The organism is Methylobacterium sp. Leaf85, assembly GCF_001422125.1.
GTDB lineage: Bacteria > Pseudomonadota > Alphaproteobacteria > Rhizobiales > Beijerinckiaceae > Methylobacterium > Methylobacterium bullatum.
Window position 1 is genome coordinate 159,010 of record NZ_LMME01000003.1, and the last position, 18,492, is coordinate 177,501.

Below are 18,492 nucleotides of genomic sequence, written 5' to 3' on the forward strand. Positions count from 1 at the left end.
TCTGCCTTTGCTAATTAATAATTTGACCTTGTCGCCATTCTCTAAATAGCTATTACAAAAATCATGAACTCTAGTTTCTGCATATCCAAGTTTCGTGTTTATTTTAATCAAGCATCCGGGACCGCCAGATCTTTCGGTATACCGAGACGTCGCGATTATTGTTCCTTCGATCGATTCGGAAGGGAGACCGTACAGATTTATAATAAGATAGCCGACGTAAGCGGTGATGCATATCACTGTTGCGATCATTATTCTGGCGGATGTCCATCGATACTTATCTATCATGCCATTCGAATCACTTTTCCGTCAGATCAATTCACTTGATATTTTGATGAGCGAGATATGATGGTCTTCAGTGTTTCGCTTTTGGTTGTTTCCGGCTGAGTTTACATTCGATGGAATGTGTATTGTCAATGTCTTTGAAATAAACATAGATATCCATTATTATAGATCTCTTCTGCCGAGTTCGACTTTGCAAAATAGAAGTAGATAGCTGATAGATCTCCATAAAGCGAAAGCTACGACGACAACAATAATTACAATCTTAATGCCATCATCCTCGCTTTCTAATAGTGTAATAATGCTATTAATCATCGCCAGCCAATAAAAAATCTCAAGAAAAACTATCACAGGTATCGCTAAGTGATAAAAAAGTTCTGTTTTTATTGCACTAAAAACACATAGCGCCACAACAATTACTATAACAATACATAGACATGGAATTTGAAATGCATAAAAGAATGGGACTACAAAAGACCCGCAAAAAATAAGCGAGTGAACGCATAAAGTCTTCAGGTAGAAACCAAAAACTTTACTCTTATGAGCCGAGCTGTCGCGGTAAAATATATTACATAAATTTGCCATGATGCTTTTACTCGAGTTCATCGGTCTATTCCATATAATAGCTCTATCCTCCTGTCGCCCCATGGCGGAATGACTGAGCGCGATGAATACGAGCGTCAGTTGGAGCAGATACTTCGTCTAGGCGCAGTCCGTATCATAGGGCGAAAGTGGTGGCCGACAAAGTTTAAGTGGTTCGGCAATTCGCCCTATTGTCAGAAGGGCAGAGCAAAAAGGGGGTATCCATAGCCCCGGAATGTCGGCGGCATTGACCGCCTGAAGATGCCCTCGATAGACGCGACGAAAGGGCCAATAACTCGTTGGCCTACGCGACCGCGGTGGGAATCTCGTCGATGTTCGTGGTCCAGTCACGCTTCCCCACGATGCCGGTTACCTATCACAGCGCCTATAATCCGCTCAGATCAGGATGCGCTCGATCTCGTCTCGGTTCATCTCGTCGGAGCGCCGGTCATAGAGCTGCGTGGTGCGGATCGAGGCGTCATGGGCGATCACGGCGGCACGTTCCAGCGTGCCGCCGTCCTTCAGCTAGGCGGAAATGCCGGTGGCCCGTGAGGTTTCGTTGCCGATCCGCGTGGCGATGTCGACCGCCTTGGCTCGTTACTACACCATCGCTTAGGCGTTGGCACTCGGCAGGGCTGCGCGGGTTAGGTGTGCATTCCCGCGATGCGGTGGCATAAGTTTAGCTGAAGCTGCCGTACATCGGGAAACGTTATGGGACTGGTCATTCACGACTGCGCCACGACCACGCACGCGGTCAGAGCAGCGCTACAGCGACCGAAAGCTCCGACCAAAGATCTTGCCGCGCAGCATGAACTGCATCCCAAAGAGTGAATGTTACCGTCGCTATGTTACCGGACAGAAATATTAAACCTTTCGCGCAAGACATCGCCAAGCGGCGTTATTAGCTCGACTATAACAGTGTCATCTCCCCTGAATCCTGGATTAGGCGTATAGAAGAGCTGCGTAACTGGCACTTTCTGCAGATTGCATCGCGAGCGGGTGTTCGTGGTCGGATAACTAGGATAATCACGATTTTGCTGAACATATATTTCGCCATTATGCGGCGAATCAATGATATTTACCGCCGTACCACCTAGTGATTTACAAGTTTGATCAAGAGAACTCATTGTTCCCAATTTTAACGTATGCCCGGCCGCTACGACTTTCGCGATAGTAATAACTTGACCTGGTGACGCAACAGCAATAGACGACATCGATATTTGCATCATTAAGAGTAGGAAAAGAACTTGGCGCATTTTAGCTCCTCATCAGTTTTCTATATTTTGTTTATGTCGCATCGCCTTGTGTAACAAGGCCAATCACAATTATGTGATTCAAATACCCTAATCTCTTATGGAGAATTATGTCCGTTTTTGTTGTTTTGCCGGTTTATTATCAGAACGCAGCCTTCGAATCACAATCTTTTTCTATCGTGATCAACATCGGGCATTGATGTAAATGTTCTTTGGTTACCTGCCCGAGGCATACGTAAATCTGGCTGCTTCTTTGGACGGGAACGACGCTGCAGGATGATCGGGACGGGTGGGGACCAAGGAGCGCATCCGAGTAACCCCCTCGATGGTGGGGCCCGAGGGTGATTCATTCGGTTCATGCATCGGTCGTTACCTCGAAGCGTTGGACCGGGCAGACCGCGAACAAAGCGACGTCGCCGAGGCGCGTACGACACGGCTCACGGAGAAGATCGCGGGCCTGTGCGTGGAGATCCAGATTCTGCGGGCGATGGGCAAGCAGGTCGAGGCTGGGCCCGACGGCCAAGTCTCGCTGACCAATTCCGACGCGCGCTCCATGGCGACCAGTGGCAAGGGCAGCGGGCACGTCGGTTACAACGTCCAGGCGGCGGCGGATGCCGAGCATCTGAGAAACCGCCCGGCTGTACAGAGCCGCCCGCTCTTCATCGACCTCGAACCGAAGTTGGGGGATCCGGACCGGCTTCTCGAACTGGAGATCCGCCATGCCGTCGATGACGGCACCTTTCTTCCGTGGGATCTTGGCAAGGCGACGGGTGTGCCGCCCGTAAGGTGCGCATCAAGGGCGTCCGTGAAATCGGGGGAGGGTTAGCTTCACGACATGGCGTGCCCGCTTCCTTGCCCAGCGCCTTAATGGTCTCGTCGATCTGCCCCGCACCGGTGCGTCGCGTGCTGTCGCGGACACGGCCATATAAGGGATGGTCACCCTCACGCTGGAGAGTCAGTCGGAGAACGCCACGCACTGGTCGACACGCGCTATGGCCCGCCAGGTCGGCATGTACCAGAGAATGGTCTCGCGGGTCTGGCGCGCTTTCGGGCTACAGCCCACAAGACTCAGACCTTCAAGCGGTCGACCGATCCCGCCTTCGATAAGGTCCGGGACGTCGTTTGCCTGTACATGGCCCCACCGTCGCGCCGTTCTCCGYCTGCCGTAGGGCGAAGGCGATCTSTTCGTTCGTGAAACGCTTGCGAGACATGGCATCCACCCTCCTTCAGGGTTCAGGATGCCCGAAAAACGTGCGCTCAGCGCGGACCAGTTTGCTGGGTCTTACCTTGCTTAAATTCCTCAAGATGCCAAGCTAATTTCTTCGGAGAACTCATCCGCTTGAAATTGCTTCAGGAGCTTGCGCGCCGCGAACATGTAGATGCGCTGCTCATCATCACCTGCGGCGATCTAAATCGACTGCGACGAGACGATAGATTTGCTAATTTCGAGCAATCCAACGCAGCCGTCGAACGCAGTGTAGTGATAAACGAAGCCGTCATATGTTTATCGAATTGTCCGGATTGGAGCATGCACGGCCATCTAATTAATCCCCGAGAATTGGCCCGCTCGATTGACTGCGCATCGCGTTAGGCCGTTAGGAGCGCCATCGCTTCCTCTAGCGAAGAAGGTTGATCCGAGCGGCAAAGAGATATGATCAGCGCGAGCGCGAGCGAACCGAATATTCTCGGTGCCGAGCCGATTTCACCGTGCACCATGCAAGTTATGTTAAGAACCCCACGTGGACGAGCATCTATGTTTACCTGCTCCACGCCTGAAGAGATCGCAGCAGCATATTCCGGCAGGCCCCCGATCGTTATTAAGTCTAACGAGCTAGCGAGTGCGTCCCCATAAATGCGCTTAGAGTCGGGAGTATTAACCGGGACGATGACCTCAAATTCATCCCTCTCGGTCGATTGATACTCTCCGCCTAACAAGCCGTAATGGAACGAAGCGCCAAAGGGCTGGAAGACCTCGATCGCGACACGCCGCCACTGAGCAATGGCGGAGCCTCCTTCGAAAATATGCGTTTCGCGGGCCGTCTCGTTGGATAGAAGAGCATCGCCAGGTAGGTCGTCGAGCCAGATTCTGGCTTTCCTCCCAAGCTTATTTTTGAACTCTAGGCACGGCATTATTATATACTCTTGGCCTTATTCTAGTCGAACTTAATTTGCTCCAGCACAGATCGACAATAACTCTGCTAGACACGGGCTTTGAGGTAACTACATGTCGAGGCCTTCTTTCTCCAGATCATTCCTCATGCGAGCCGAGAACTCGACGATTTGGTCTCGATCGAAGCCACAATAGGTCGGCAGCGAGGTATTCGGTAAAAGCTGAGCCAAAGCCGCCCCGCAACGAATTATGTAGCGTAGCTCCTCTGCAGTAACTTCAATCTGCATCTTCATCATCCTCAATCAATTGCCTGCAGCCTGGGACTGGATCATACCCCGGCAGGCGCGCATATCGCAGTACTTGGGAGTTTAGATAGTCTTCCCAGCCGACGCCCTATGATGACTGAGCGCGTCAGTATCGTGCACTTGACTGAAGCCTAAGTTTATTGGAGGCGTTAAGCTCAATGGGTCAGGACGATGCCGTCAAGCATGCCGATCATCGGACGCGTACCTCTGACCATGAAGGCGTGCCGGTCGACGCCTCGACACTGGCAAAATGGGATGGGACCTTCACAACCGACCTGTCACCGCTTATTGCCTGGATCGAGGACCATGTCCAGAGAGCCGACCGCCTTCATCTCGACGATACCCCGGCGCAAGTCAGGTCACTCACTCCGGGGCTCGCACAAAGCACCCGCTATGCTCTAGCCAGCTCCCACAAAGTCTCAAATTCCGCTGCAGAAATAGTGCTAGGCTTGAATTCAGGATTAGCTGCTATTTCTTCCAAAGGCGGCAACGGTTCAATGCTGAGACTCGTGCTTCCAGAGCGCTCGCTTTGATGCGCGAAGTCCATTCGACCGTCGGCATATACTTCGACTTTACGAACTTCCCATAGATCATGATTCAGCTCACTGTAAAGTAACACTGGAGTGTCGTTTAGAGAGTGAAGCCATCTAGTTTTGACATATTTCATTTCAATGGAACCATTCCGCTACTTAGCAATCGGCCTGTTAAATCAAGCGGCCTCTCGTTAGGAATAACATAGACACCCGAGCGCCCTTGCACAGCGCCCAATCCTGTCACATCGATCTCGACATAATGCGTAAAGCGACTGCCTTGGAACGGCTGACCGAGGAACTCTCTCGACAACTGAGCTGGTGTCTTCGTACCAGGCGCGATATTAGAAACATACTGGCCATTACCGTATCGAACATCCTTAGTTCCCGCGCGCCAAAGAGAAGGGTTGAGCGATTCGCTCTCTGTGATACCAGCGACGCAGGCCGAATTAGTATAGTGATATAGGAAAGATCGACAGTGTGTTGGATGGTGCCACGAAAGTGGTCAAAAGGAGCTGCCACCCTGAGGGAAACACCCTTACAGTCGAGAATGCAACAAAGCCTGGAAGACCACGGGTGATTGTCGACGAGTCGACTGGGCAGCGGTTTATTGCTGCAATCAATCCGAGAAGTAAGTCACTATGAATCATGCCATTGAACAAGCGATTGAGCGCTTTGTCTCGGGAATGGACGTCTCGATCGAAACAGCAAACTACATCGAGACAGTCCTTGACGATGGCTTTCCTAGTGACGATTATGTGCAACAAACGGTTGAGATGCTTGCAATGTACCGCCCTGGAGGGGAAGAGTTTCTGTTTGATACTGGGGCGATAAAGCAACGTCTGATCGAGACCGCCAAATATCTACGGCGGACTACATAGCTATACACTGAGACGAGCAAAGGATGGACTTAGATGTTCATTCAGTTGCCTCGCCCTCACGCCAAGGCTTGGTAGCCCCATGCACTAGCTTGTGATGTGGCAGCTGTGACCCATTCCATGAGTCGATTTGATCCCCACAAACATCGCATTCAGCGGTATCCTTGTCGCGGAAGATGATTTTTGTGTACGTCACTTCGTACAGAGCACCGCACCGGTCGCATGTGATTGTGTCTGGCATGGCGACACTATGCCAAGAGGCCCTAACCGTTCCAAGGCTGGGCTAATCCTGTCAAATTTCAAACTGACACTACGACTCGCGGGTCGTTCGTATGACCTTTCCATCCTGCAGGAAATCGACGCGAGCCGGGCAGATCGAAAGCTCGGCGGCAGAATTGCGAGTGTTGGCTCCCATCGAGCAGATCTCGCCCGCAAAGGCGATACTCACCAGATAGGTCTGGCCACTCAACTCGAACCGGGCAGCATGGATCTGATGGAACGGCTTGCCGGCAATCTCCCGCTGCCACAGGGGTGCGACAAGCGGCGTGAACTCCGATGGGTGGCGCAGATCCGAATAGACCATCTTCCGTCCCGGTAAGCGCGAAAACAAACGAGATTGGGCGGGGTATGAATCGCTGTAGGCTCCGGACTCATAACCAATAGCTGACGGTTGCCGCGATGCAGACGGCGGCGAGATAGTGGGTTGCAAGCCTGTCGTATCGTGTGGCGATGCGACGGAAGTCCTTGATGCGGCCGAACATGCGCTCGATGGCATTGCGGCCCTTGTAGAGGACTGGCGAGAAGCACGGCTTCCAGCGCCGGTTGGACTTTGGCGGGATACCTGCCTCGGCGAGGCGCTCGGTGTAGCGGATGCTGACGTATTGCGACCCGCGGTCGGAATGGCAGACGAGACCGCCGCCGGCGAAGGGGCGGCGCTCGTGCAGGGCCTGCTCCAGGGCATCGAGCACGAAGTCCGCCTGGGCCGAGCGCGATACGCGCCAGCCCACGATCCGACGGGCAAAAACGTCGACGACGAAGGCCGCGTAGACGAAGCCGCTCCAAGTCGCGACGTAGGTGAAGTCGGCGACCCACAGCCTGTTCGGGTGGGCGGCCTTGAACTGCCGGTTGACCCGGTCGAGCGGGCAGAGGGCCCCCGGATCAGGGATCGTCGTGCGGACTGTTTTGCCCCGCACGACGCCCTGTAGACCCATCGCTCGCATTAGCCGTGCAACGGTGCAACGAGCCGCCGTGATCCCCTCACGGGCGAGCTGCCGCCAGATCTTGCGCACGCCGTAGACGCAGAAGTTCGCCTCATACACGCGCCGGATCTCGGCCATCAGCACCGCATCCCGCTAGGCTCGGGCCGGCAGTCTTCCGTGATCGACCCGCCGCGCGGCATGGGCGTGATACGTCGACGGGGCGATCGGCAGCAGGCGGCAGATCGGCTCGACCCCGTAGGCCCCACGGTGATCGTCGATGAAGGCGATCATCGCTTGAACGGGCGGTCGAGCTCCGCCTGGGCAAAATACGCCGATGCTTTTCTCAGGATCTCGCTACGCGGTCCTTCGGTTCGTTGGCCTGCCGGAGTTCGCGAACCTCCCGCTCCAGCGCCTTGATCCGCTCGCGCTCGTCCGTCGTCGGGCTCGCTCGTTGGCCCTGGTCGCGCTCGGCCTGGCGTACCCAATTCCGCAGCGTCTCGCCCGAGCAGCCGATCTTCGCAGCGATCGAGCGGATCGCACCGTATTGAGAGTCGTGCTCGCCCTGGTGCTCCAACACCATCCGCACAGCGCGTTCACGGACCTCAGGGGAAAAAGGCGGGGTTCGCTTCGTCATGGCTCCATCCTCGCAAGAGTTGGAGCCTCCGGAAAACCCGGCGCGGTTCAGTTGGCGAGTGACTGTCTTGCGAACCCTCGCCTTCAGGCCATGCTCGCGTGCACCACGAACAATCTCACCCACCCAAAAAGAACGCCGCCCGCGCGATGCTACAGCTGGTTGGGATCCGCAGGAATGCCGTGGAACCGCAAAACCGTGATGAAACTGGCAAGCCCTGCATCGTTAGTCGCGAGGACAGCCATCCCAGCACCTACGCATACTAAATTTTGGCGGGTGAACTACCCTGATTGGTACGACTCCTGTACGAGCCGTAAGCGGTAGTCAAATCGAACAGGATCACGAAAATGTGAGTAGTGGAGTATCTTACTATGATATATTGGATAAATATGCAGTTATTCAGGAATAATTATTATTATGATAGCACAATAAGCAGATAAGTCTCAGATGACATATGCACATTATTCTTCAAGCCAAAGTTGTGCATTAAAAAGGCAGGGTGTGTCATGTGGACTATTTTCAAAGCAATCGATCGCTGGCGGGTCTGGGATAACTTACTCGATTACCCTGTATATTTGCCACCATTTCGCAGTTCCAAAATTTTTATCAGCCGTAAACAAGCCGATGCGAATTACAAATACTTCGAAAGTGTAAAGGCGGCTCGAGTTGATCTTTTGATCCGATATTTGTCTAATAGATCAGTGCATTTAAGACTTAAGCAAAGCGAACTTACTCAGCTTGATCGTTGGGTGCACCGATACGGTGGGCACCTTCTTCCAGATGGTGGAGACGTTATTTACGCTTTATCAGAATATGAGCCGGTTTGGAAGGCGGAATATCACGGGCTGAACATTATCCACGATGTCGCAATCTTAGTTGGCGACTACATCGTATCCAATAACCCGGATGCGAGTTGGGGGCTTTGGTATGGCGATGGTGACTGCCAAGCCGAGGAAATGCCTGGTTTTTATCAGCCATGTATATTTGGATTGACAAATTATGGATACAACAGACCGCTGCCGATATTGTATATAGTCTATGAACATTTTGAATCGGGTCGATTAAGACTTAAGCACGGGGTTACTCTCCCCAGAACATACGATGCGGTCGGGAATTTTGCGCGAGAAATTGGAGTGCTGGCGACAAAAGATCTTCATGGATCGGATTTTATCAATCAATAGAATACGGAATAGTGCGCTTCACCTACGGAATAAATTCAATTACAGTGTATGACCCTGACCCAGCAAACTGGTCCGCGCTGAGCGCACGTTTTTCGGGCATCCTGAACCCTGAAGGAGGGTGGATGCCATGTCTCGCAAGCGTTTCACAAGATGGGTGTCTCTGAGCCGACGTTCTACCGCTGGAAGACGCTGTTCGTCGGTATGGGTGTGCCTGAGATCCTACGGCTCAAGCAGCTGGAGGACGAGAACAGCAAGCTCAAACGACTGGTGGCCGACCTGACGCTGAACCGCTCGATGCTGATCCTCCTCCGATTTCACGGTTCTCCCGCAGTTTGCGTGGATTACGCAGCGAGGAGGACGCGGCGTCGGAGCAGGGGGAAGCCGGCGCGTCCGTACACGGTCCACCTGACCATTGCTCCACGACGTCGTCAATGTGGCGCGCACCAGGCCGGATGCGAACGTCTTGAGGGCCGGAATTTCACTGAGACGCGCCGCGTTGAGCCAGAGGTCAAGTTCGCCGGCGGGATCAGAGGGTCGGCTGCCATCGACACAGCAACGTCGCACCAGGGCGGCGAAGAGATGCGCCAGTGCACTGAGCCGGGTCGCCTCCGGGTCCTGCTCGATCCGAATGATGGCGGCGGTTGCATGAGGCGCGAGGTCCTCAATGGGCTGGGTCAGGAACCAGGCGAGTTGCTTGGGAGATGGAAGAGAGATCGCGTCAGTGATCGGCGCTGCATTTCGTGCCAGCCATTTGTGGGCGGTGCGCCGCGCCGGCTCCGTGCGACGCTTGGCGACGAAGCAGTGAACCTGCCGGTGCGAGCCGGCAAAGCCCCGCTCGCAGAGTTCGCGCCAAAGCTCCATCGCGTTCTCGCGCCCCTCAGTCATACGCTGCTCCAGATGCGCAAGATCGGGATCGAGGCGACTGGAGCCGTGGCTATGCACTGCGCGCTCAGGAAACGTCTCGGCATGGGCATACTTGCGCACCATCCCGCGTGTGAGGCCCGTCGCCCGTACGATCGCCAACAGGGGCTCAACGAGCTGAAAGCGCCGACGCACGTCCTCGTAGGTGGCCAGACGGCGTGCGCGGCTGTCACGGTTCACGCCGTTCTCGGACTCGCTCCGGCGGTAGTCTCACAGACGTTGTCCGGGCTGCCGCCCGTCTCCGATGGCGATGTCCGGCAGACATCTCAGGCGTCCATGGACGTGAGCGAGCCAGCGCTCCACAGCTTGGCGGAGATTGAGGAGAAGATGCCAGCGGTCGGCCACCTTGAGTGCTACGGGAGCGCCCATGGTGGCTGCGCGCGTATTCGGACGAGCGGTCACGCGTGATGACCGCGATACCAGGATGGCGACGTAGCCACGCCGCAACAGTCGTGCTGGATCGGTCCGGCAACAGGTCTATGGGACCTCGCACGAGATGCATCACGGTATCAGGGCTTGTGGCCATCGCCAGATGCCCGGCGAGGCGAGCGCCGGCCTCGCCACCGAGCGCGAGGCCCACTTGAGCCTGTGCATGGGCGAGACGACAGGTGCGTCGTGCGCGTGGCGGGAGAAGCCACGGCAGCGGTTCGACGAATGTCCGCCGTCGGCAGGGGCAGGATGATGGCAGTAGAAGCGGCGAACCTGAAGCCGCAGCATCACCGCCTCGCCGAAGCTTGGAAGATCGGCGGGATGCCGGACGTATCGGCTATGAACGGCAGAGCTTGGCGCGCCGCAGTCGGGACAGCGCCCACGATCCCAGCGAACATGGGCGACGATGGTGAGATGACCGGAGCGGCCGATGACTTGGTCGACGACGCAGCCCGGCAGGGATGAAGACAGGATCATCCCTGCCGTGAATCAGCCCATCGACACCGCGTCGCCGTGACCTTTCCACGCAAACTGCGGGAGAACCGTGAAACCGGGGAAGATCGCATCACCCCACTGCCACACACGCAATCATGCAGGCCAGAGCAGCGCACATCATCAAGCTACACAGTAGGAGGCCTCCGCAAATATTCTTCAATACCTGCAAGCTCAAGTTAGGGAAAACGCATTTCAGGCACCTCTCGCAGTCCGATTTCTTACGACTTACCTCAAACCTGACTTTGTCATCTTAATCGATGCGATACAAAGGTCGCCATGCAGGTCGGATTTACAAATAAAAATTGACGCGTAGATAAATCAAACGAATCACTGTAAGAATAAAGCAGGTGATTCGCATCTTTAGGTGGCGCACTATGCGCTGCGCCCAAGTGGCGCACAGCCTTCTATCGGAAGGGGACAGCTCATGAAGCACATCGGTCGCTGTGGCTTGATGGCCGGCACAGCTCTCGTGATCGCGTTGACATCCCCGAGTTTTGCCGCCGGCGATACCACCGGCACGGTGGCACAGCTCTTCATTGACCAGGGACGTGTCCTGATTACTCTTAGTGTTCCTCCCGCTGGCTCGCGGCCGGCTTGCGCAACTGGGTCATATGCGGGTGTGATCGACCTTTCCACGAGTTGGGCGCAAACGTTTTACGCGGGATTGTTGACAGCTCAGGCTCGGGGAACTCAAGTTCGCGTCTTTGGCACGAATAGCTGTACCGTCGCTGGAACAGCGGAAGACGTTGCTCGCATATATACTTTTGATAATTAGCGAATTTGGATTTATACAAAAGCGCAAATAAGTTCGATGGCGTTTCCTTAGGGCATGAAAGACTTTGCAATGAGAAGATTGCTCGCTGTCTTGGTTATGTTTCTCAGCATGACGGGTGTCGTTTCAGCTGCAGAAACGACGATCTACGCTTATGACGCCCTAGGCCGTGTCACCGCGTCATCGTCCAGCGGGTCGGTGAATAGCGGCCTTGTCCTAGCCTACAGCTACGATCCCGTTGGCAACCGAGTCTCTTACGTAGTTTCAGGCTCTGAGAACAAGGGTGCACCCGAGCGAATCGTGGTTGTCGTACCCATTGGCGGCTTCAAAGTTATCCCGATTAATCAATAGTTTAGACGACCTCGATCCTGCCACAGGGTATTCTGCGGCAAGCTCATACACTGCCGACATCGAGCGGGGAGCGATCATGCGTCCAAGGCAGCGGACTACGGGTGGTTTCATCGGGGTAGTGGCAGCGGTGGCGTTACACGCCACCGCCTGGCTGACTCCAGCAATGGCGCAGGATATGCCACCCGCACCTGGGTGGAGGCAGATCGAGCTGCCGGCGATCTCGCCAGATGATGCCGAGCGTGTCCTTCAGTCTCGGCGGCCAGATCCAAGTCTCAACTCCGGTCTCCCGGCGTCGCTCAGGCCATCTCCATCGAATGTTCCGCAGTCCGGTGCAGAACAAGCCCTCGCACCATCGCCTCTGGCTGGACCACAGATACCTGTCTCCGTGGTTGAACTGGCGCGAGGTCTCAAAAACGACCCGTTCCTCATATACGAGCATGTCCTTAATAACATTGATTATCTTCCGATCTGGGGAGTCCTGAAAGGTTCGACCGGCGCGTTGATCGATGGCCAAGGTAGCGCAATCGATATTGCTCAGCTTACCGTCGAGCTACTCGCCGCAGCCAATCCAAGTTACGCTCCGACGCTGGTTCGAGGCACAATCCAGATCACGACGGCACAGGCCCGTGCATGGCTCGGGCTTGATACAACATCGACGTGTGCCCTGGCGGACCGGTTCGTAGGCGGAGGAATACCGACCAGTACCGATGCCACGGGGGGCGCTGGGGGCACAGTGTGCACCGGTGGGAGCACCATCCAGATCTCTCATGTCTGGGTTCGATTTACCGCTGGCGGAACGACTTACCAGATCGATCCGAGCTTCAAAACGCATACAATAAAAAGCGGTCTTGCCAATCTCGGCGCGATCCTCGGTTACGATCGATCCGAATACATTGATGCAGCCTGCACTGGCACCGGGGTTAGCTGTGCCGCGAAGATCACTACATCGCTCAATCGTGCACAGATCCTCGCTGAGAACCCTGCAACCGGGCCAAGTCTCCCCAAATATGCCAAGGCGATGCTCGCCCACCTGAAGGCAAATAACATCTACGATATGGCCGATGTTATTGGCGGAGCGACGTTGCCGCCGACAACAGCAACCGCGCTGCCGTCCAGTTTGCCATATCCAGTCACGACGGCAACTCCGTTCGTGCTCGACAATACCTATAGACCGACACTCCGCGTGCAGTTCTCGGGCATCGATCAAATCCTGTCGGCGGATGTGATCTACGGCAAGCGGCTGACACTCTTCTTTGACGGCTCCGGAACGCCTCAGCTGAGGCTCGACGGCACGGCGGTTGGCGGTGCCGGTACGGCGATTCCAATCGGCACGACGGGGACTATTACACTCACCATCTGTCACCCTTACGTCAGTACCACCTGCGAGAATGGAAGCACGTGGGTGAACTCTGGTGCGAACCAACAGTTCATTCAGACCCTGATAAGTGGCGACTCTTACGTGATCGCATCAGGTTGGGGGCCGGTCAGCAGCAACATGGTCGCCTACCATCACGAGGCGCTCACGAAGAACCGCAATGCTCCGGGAGCTGCGGCAACCGACGAGCCGGTGATGGGCGAGGCGCTTGCGACACTTTCCTACACCTGGATCGCCCAGACCAACAAAGTCGCCGAATTCATCCTACAAATTGGCCGGGTGGACACATTCTATCATCACCAGGTTGGCATTGCCGGCCATACGGGAGCAACAGGGGGTCCCTATGTTGATCTACCCGGTAATGTCATCAGCCATTTTCCGCTTGCTCGGAAATCCGATGGGACAAGGAACAGCGCGAAAAACCAACAGGCCTTTGTTCATGCCCTTATGCACTCGAGCGTCCTAGAATCGTCCACCATTCAACAGATCATGGGGACATCTGCCGTATCGACAGCAAAACTCATCGATATTGGCATGAGCCTGGCAAACGAAAACCAGCTATATGACTTTCAGTCCTGCAACGACTATAGATCTAATGCAGGCAATCTGACTGGCTACAGGATATCTTTAATAATACAGTTTGAAAACAATGTCTGCACAAGCGGCGTCGATCCGATCCGCACGATTGCACCGCGCCACGGCGACTTGACCGATCCACCGGGAAGTTGGACCGGAGCAGGTTGGTATGGAATGGCATCCTCCGGCGACGGTGTTACCAGTTTCGGAGCGTTCATCAACGGCGGTTATATGGGCGGCATGGCGAGCCAGGTCCAGCCACCAGCGCAGTCGGTACAGAATGCCGATTCCAGCTTGAAATCCGCCGCGCAGGCTTTGAAATCGTATGGCCAACGTGCCATGAACGTCTTGTTGGACCCCGTCGATGCTTATCTCGGCAACTATCTTTATGACCTAACTGACCTGACGACGGGTACAGGCGGCGTTCCATCGGAGCTCAGCTTCAGCCGCAGCTACAATTCTGGTGCCGTCCTCGACAAGGGAGGACTCGGCCGGGGCTGGACGCACAATCTCGACATTACTGCGAGAACCGGTAGCGACGGGTTCCAGGCGCTGGGCCAGGATAGCGCCTGGGATGCGGCTGAGATCATCACTGAGATGTTCATCAGTCTCGATCTCCTCTCCGACCCGTCGCTGCCGCTCACGAAGATAGCGGTTGCGACCGTTGGAAACCGCTGGTTCGGTGATAGGCTCTCCGGCAATACCGCGGCCATCACCAGCGGAAACCTGACCGAACTCTTCGTCAGGCTGGCAGACGGCACGTACAATCCACCTCCTCTATCCACCGGACGCCTTGCTAAGGATGGGGCGAATAATTGGATCTACACGGTCGCAACCGGCTCACAGATCGCCTTTGCGTCACCGAATACCGACAATCTGTCAAAGGCTGCTTTGTGGACGGACCCGACCGGCCTCAAGGTACGCTTCACCTACGACGGGAGCGGGCAACTGACCTCTGTCGTCAACAGTTTCGGTCGTGGACTGACGCTGAGCTGGACAGGCGGAAAGATCACGTCCGTCGCCGAACAAGTGGCATCAGGGACGGCGCGTTCCGTCGCTTTCACCTATAATGGCGACGATCTTCAAACGGTTACCGATACGCGCAACAAGGTTATGCTTTTCTGCTATGATGCGGCGGGGCGCATGACCCGCTACTATCATCCGACGGCAGCCGCGGGCACGAATTGCTCGGCAGCCGGACCGTTTATCATCAACACCTACGACTCGCTTGGCCGCGTCAAGCAGCAGATAGATGCGGAAAACCATGTCGGCGATCTCTATCTGGCGGGTGCACGCTCGGAAGTCGTGACCTACGCCGTCTATGATGCAGCCAATCCCGCGAACAACGTCCCCATTCGGATTGTCCGCTATCAGAACGGCCTTGGCCAGATCATTCGCAGCCTCGATCCGCGAACAGGTTTGGCCACGCTCACCACCTATGACGGTCTTGGGCGACCGACGCGTACGATCTTCCCCGAAGGCAATGCCGCGGAGATCGCCTACGACGCGCGCTCGAATGCCGTCCAACTCTGCCGCATTGCCAAGCCGCCTCTCGGCAGCCAGGCACCTCCCTGCAACGATAATGCTGGCTCCTCGGACATCATTACAAAGATCATTTACAACGAAGGGTCAAACGTTTGGCTGTGCGCGAACAGCAACACTTGCAACCAACCATCCAAATATACTGATGCCGAAGGCATAGATACGTCATTTACCTATAATTCGAATGGCACCCCGTCTACTACTACGCTTGCCCGGCCGTCAGGAGCTTCCGCAAATCCCAGCATATCCTATGGCTATACCCCCTTTCCCATAGGTTCGGACGTCGTGAGTCTGCGAACCTCGCTCACTCGCCGGATCGATAGCGCGACCAACACCACAGTTACGAACTACAGCTACGATACGGCTAACCGCTATGCACTGAAGGACATCACCCTCGATCCGGCCGGTCTGGCCCTCACGACGACCTTCACGACGGATCCAGTAGGTAATATCACCGGCGTCGATGGGCCTCGGACCGATGTGGCCGATCTGACAACCGCGACCTATGATGGGTCTCGCCGTCCATTACGGATCAACGACCCCAATCCGGGTTCGGGCTCGCCCTCGACGGAGCTGACCTATGACGACGACGGCCGGCTCGTCACGGTCGCCCGTAAGATCGGCACGAACTGGCTGACATCCTGCGCGACCTGGACGAAAAGCGATCAGACCAAATCGATATTCGGTCCATGGACGACCGGTGCCGCCACCAGGTGCAATTTTGCCTCGAACACGGCGGTTCCACGCACGGATTATGACCGGGACGATGCCGATCGGCTTATTGGTGCGCGAGTCCAGTTGGGCACTGGTGAGCGGTCGACGCAACTCAAATTGTTTGCGGACGGTCGCGTCTGGCAGGTGGTTCAGGCTGCCGGGACCTCCCTCGAACAGATTGCCTCGACCAATGCCTATAGCGACAACGGCTTGCCCCTCAGCATCACCGACGCGCGAGGCAACACGACAGGCTATGCCTATGATGGGTTCGACCGGCTAGCCCAGCTCGCCTATCCGAACGCGGTCGGTGGTGTTTCGACGACCGACCGCGTTAGCTATGCCTATGACAGGCGTGGGTTCCTCATGCGTCGCTCCTTACGCGGCACATCGGACGCCTCCTCGAGCTGCACAACCTGCCTGAAATACGGCTATGACGTCCTCGGCCGGTTGCGGAGAAAGACCGCGCCGGCGATTGGGAGCGCTGCGCCCGCCTATGCGGTGGAATATGAGTACGACCTCTTAGGGCGACCGCTTTCGAGTGGGTTCGGTGGATCGACGACGCCGGAACTGACCTGGAGCTACGATAAGGTCAGCCGCCTGACGGCTGCGACCGCCGACGGTCGCACGCTAGGCTACAGCTACGGCACTCCGGCTCAAGGATTGGCAAAGACCATGACCTGGTGGCCTGCCGCCACCGGTACGCTCCTGACTTGCACTGACGCGCTCAGCCGTGTGGTTCAGCTGAAGGAGGCCTCGGGCTGTTCAACAAGCACCGGCCGCCTGATTGCCTACACCTATGATGATCTGTCCCGCCGACTGACGGCGACGCCCAGCAATGGAACGTCATCGACCTGGACCTATAAAGCTAACGGCACGCTTGATACCCTGATGCACAACCTGGCAGGCTCAGCCGCCGACGTACAGTTCGGCTTCGACTACAATCGGGCTTTCCAGGCCACGAGCATCAAACGTGACAACGACACTTACGCCTGGACGAACAATTACAATATTGCCCGACCATTCGTCACCAATACCCTGGATCAGTACACGCGGGTCAGCGCAGCTCGTCCCAGTTATGACAGTCGCGGCAATCTAGCGACCGACATCATCAACGGCGTCCCATGGACCTACGCCTATGATGCCGAAAACCGGTTGGTGCAGGCAAGTTTGGGCAGTGGGACCGTAGCGAAGCTCAGCTATGATCCCGCTGGCCGCTTGAAACGCAGCCAGGCCGGCGGCGTCGACACACGCTTCCAGTACGATGGCGACCAGTTGGTTGCCGAATACGACGCGTCCGGAACTGTGTTGCAGCGCTATGTACCGGGTCCCGGCACGGATGAGACGGCGTTGACCTACGAGGGGAGCGCCAAGAATTGGTATTATGCCGATCGGCTCGGCTCGGTGATCGCCACAGCAGGTTCGAGCGGGGCCGTAGGCGTCATCAACGCCTATGGCCCGTTCGGCGAGCCTGGATTAGCTGCAGCCAACCGCAACAGCGGGCGTCTCCGCTACGCCGGGCAGATGCTGCTACCGGAGATTGGGCTGTATCACTACAAAGCCCGTGCTTACTCGCCGCGCTGGGGTCGGCTCCTGCAGACAGACCCGACGGGTATGGCAGACGGCACCAATCTTTACGCCTACGTCGTCAACGATCCGATCAACGGGACCGACCCGAGCGGCACCAGTGCTTCATGGACGTACACCAACACCCTCGGGCCGGGAACGCTCTACGACAATCTGCTCGCACGGCCGTTCTGGGGAGGGGTTGATCGTGTAGCTAGCTCTCCGCTCGGAGATCCTGGTCTATGGATGGCGGTCGAGCAATCCTCACCCGCCGGTGTCATTCCCGGTGCTTTGGGCTACGGTGGCGCTCGCATTATGCGAGCCGTCAATGGCTTCCGTAGTGCGCGCGCTGTGAAGGATACTGATTTAGCAGGAACAGCGATCGTAAATACCTTTGGAGCCACTCATGCAAATATAACTGTAAATTATGCAGGCGAGTCGTTTACGACAGGATTGTCAAATGTTAGGGGGTTAGGGACGGTTTTTGCTGAAAGCGCGGAGGGCGCGACGGGTTCTGTTGTTGTAGCCCTGCCGAATGGGAGTGCCGCAATGAACTTTGCCCGAAACTCCATCGGGACTGGAGCACCGTACAATCTTTCGACGAACAGCTGCGTAACTTACTGTGGTCAAGTCCTTGGAGCCGGCGGCGTTCAGGGAGTACCGGGCACTACACGCGGCGTGATAAATTTCTTGGGACTTGGACGATGAGCGGTGCGGGTGAACCTGATCTAATCGATGCAATGGTCGTTGTGATCCGGAACGCAGCCATCGATAGCGCGACCGCTCGCTTGGCGGCTACTATAATA

Annotated in this window: 7 protein-coding genes, 8 pseudogenes and 1 other annotated feature; of the genes and pseudogenes, 7 read left to right on the plus strand and 8 right to left on the minus strand. The window is 56.0% G+C overall.

Annotated elements, in window-relative coordinates; genetic code table 11:
• Positions 1-1,709 precede the first annotated feature (1,709 nt).
• Positions 1,710-2,117 carry a hypothetical protein gene (locus tag ASF08_RS24475; RefSeq protein WP_156629444.1) on the minus strand — a complete coding sequence of 136 codons (408 nt, stop codon included), beginning with the start codon at positions 2,115-2,117 and terminating at the stop codon, positions 1,710-1,712.
• 358 nt (positions 2,118-2,475) lie between these two features.
• Here ASF08_RS24475 and ASF08_RS25610 point away from each other — a divergent pair.
• Together ASF08_RS25610 and ASF08_RS23720 are read left to right on the plus strand one after the other, a co-directional pair.
• Positions 2,476-2,736 (plus strand): annotated as a pseudogene (locus ASF08_RS25610) (IS5/IS1182 family transposase); the annotation flags it as partial.
• A gap of 196 nt (positions 2,737-2,932) precedes the next feature.
• Positions 2,933-3,264 (plus strand): annotated as a pseudogene (locus ASF08_RS23720) (IS630 family transposase); the annotation flags it as partial.
• A gap of 1,070 nt (positions 3,265-4,334) precedes the next feature.
• Here the strand turns inward: ASF08_RS23720 and ASF08_RS04055 are convergent.
• Entirely contained in the window at positions 4,335-4,511 is a 177-nt protein-coding gene (locus ASF08_RS04055; protein WP_156629445.1) for a hypothetical protein, read from the minus strand.
• 176 nt (positions 4,512-4,687) lie between these two features.
• Between ASF08_RS04055 and ASF08_RS23725 the strand changes: the two genes are divergently transcribed.
• A complete protein-coding gene (locus ASF08_RS23725; RefSeq protein WP_082473051.1) occupies positions 4,688-5,062 on the plus strand; it encodes an IS66 family transposase in 375 nt (124 codons plus the stop codon).
• Here ASF08_RS23725 and ASF08_RS26150 read toward each other — a convergent pair.
• Positions 4,990-5,196 (minus strand): annotated as a pseudogene (locus tag ASF08_RS26150) (DUF6881 domain-containing protein); the annotation flags it as partial. The gene ASF08_RS23725 and the pseudogene ASF08_RS26150 overlap by 73 nt on opposite strands.
• Positions 5,193-5,513 (minus strand): annotated as a pseudogene (locus ASF08_RS26155) (HYD1 signature containing ADP-ribosyltransferase family protein); the annotation flags it as partial. The pseudogenes ASF08_RS26155 and ASF08_RS26150, both read right to left, overlap by 4 nt.
• A gap of 187 nt (positions 5,514-5,700) precedes the next feature.
• Here ASF08_RS26155 and ASF08_RS04060 point away from each other — a divergent pair.
• On the plus strand, positions 5,701-5,940 hold the full coding sequence (locus tag ASF08_RS04060) for a hypothetical protein (protein ID WP_056141658.1): 240 nt from the start codon (positions 5,701-5,703) through the stop codon (positions 5,938-5,940).
• Between the two features lie 307 nt (positions 5,941-6,247).
• Here the strand turns inward: ASF08_RS04060 and ASF08_RS04065 are convergent, their stop codons facing one another.
• The 3 genes and pseudogenes from ASF08_RS04065 to ASF08_RS25265 form a co-directional block, all read right to left on the minus strand.
• Positions 6,248-6,520 (minus strand): hypothetical protein, encoded by a 273-nt coding sequence (locus ASF08_RS04065; protein WP_056141662.1) that lies wholly within the window; start codon positions 6,518-6,520, stop codon positions 6,248-6,250.
• 67 nt (positions 6,521-6,587) lie between these two features.
• Positions 6,588-6,788 (minus strand): annotated as a pseudogene (locus ASF08_RS25260) (transposase); the annotation flags it as partial.
• Positions 6,768-7,770, minus strand: a pseudogene (locus ASF08_RS25265) (IS3 family transposase); the annotation flags it as partial. The pseudogenes ASF08_RS25265 and ASF08_RS25260, both read right to left, overlap by 21 nt.
• Positions 7,353-7,469: a sequence feature (AL1L pseudoknot), on the minus strand. It overlaps the preceding pseudogene by 117 nt.
• 503 nt (positions 7,771-8,273) lie before the next feature.
• Here ASF08_RS25265 and ASF08_RS24495 point away from each other — a divergent pair.
• Positions 8,274-8,948, plus strand: coding sequence for a hypothetical protein (locus tag ASF08_RS24495; protein ID WP_156629449.1), 675 nt, complete (start codon positions 8,274-8,276; stop codon positions 8,946-8,948).
• Between the two features lie 108 nt (positions 8,949-9,056).
• Positions 9,057-9,248, plus strand: a pseudogene (locus ASF08_RS04080) (transposase); the annotation flags it as partial.
• Positions 9,249-9,289: 41 nt separating this feature from the next.
• On the opposite strand, the pseudogene ASF08_RS23745 reads toward ASF08_RS04080, so the two are convergent.
• Positions 9,290-10,775: pseudogene (locus tag ASF08_RS23745) on the minus strand (transposase family protein).
• A 1,526-nt stretch (positions 10,776-12,301) separates the two neighbouring features.
• On the opposite strand from ASF08_RS23745, the gene ASF08_RS04090 reads away from it, so the two are divergent.
• A complete protein-coding gene (locus ASF08_RS04090; RefSeq protein WP_162238937.1) occupies positions 12,302-18,394 on the plus strand; it encodes an RHS repeat-associated core domain-containing protein in 6,093 nt (2,030 codons plus the stop codon).
• Positions 18,395-18,492 lie beyond the last annotated feature (98 nt).